Origin of the sequence: Pseudomonas sp. NY15372 (genome assembly GCF_048068215.1) — a bacterium.
Taxonomy (GTDB): Bacteria; Pseudomonadota; Gammaproteobacteria; order Pseudomonadales; family Pseudomonadaceae; genus Aquipseudomonas; species Aquipseudomonas guariconensis_A.
This window is the reverse complement of the sequence record NZ_JBLUPY010000084.1, coordinates 1-528: the sequence shown is the minus strand read 5'-3', so window position 1 is coordinate 528 and position 528 is coordinate 1. Positions and strand designations below refer to the sequence as shown.

Annotated in this window: 1 protein-coding gene; it reads left to right on the top strand. The window is 59.5% G+C overall.

Translation table 11 applies throughout. From position 1 onward, the window contains the following. Positions 1 to 312 precede the first annotated feature (312 nt). A partial coding sequence (locus ACNFG0_RS22840; RefSeq protein ID WP_416766530.1) for a hypothetical protein occupies positions 313 to 528 on the top strand: 216 nt, incomplete at its 3' end.

The following is a 528-nucleotide window of genomic DNA, read 5'->3' as shown; positions in this document are numbered from 1 at the left end:
ATCCTGCTCACAACAGCAGCAGAGGCATGATCCTACCAAGCAGCCCTTCTGTTGCTCTTGATACGCGATAGCCCAGGCGCCGCCAAACGCGACGTCAGGAGGCCGAGTGGAGGCATTACGGAGGTGGGTGCCGGGCATGGATGCCTGGCAAGCAGCGCAGGGCCATGGATGGCCCTTCGCCGCGCCCCACCGGAGCGAGGCTGGAGCGAGGGACCCCCGGAGCGCAGCGCAGGGGCCGGATGCAGGAGCCAGCGTTTTTTGGTTACTTTTTGTCGCGTTTGACAAAAAGTGACCCGCCGTAAAGGCGGAAAGGTGAATAAGCGTCGCCATCGCAAATGGACTTCGCGCTTACGTCAAAACCAACAATTTATCGACTGCATTGAAAATAGCGAAATATCCATTCGCCATGGCGGCGCGCACTCACCTTTTCGCCTTTACGGCGACCTACTTTTGCTCTTGGGCAAAAGTAGGCAAAAACCGCTGGCTCCTGCATCCGGCCCCTGCGCTGCGCTCCGGGGTTCCCTCGCT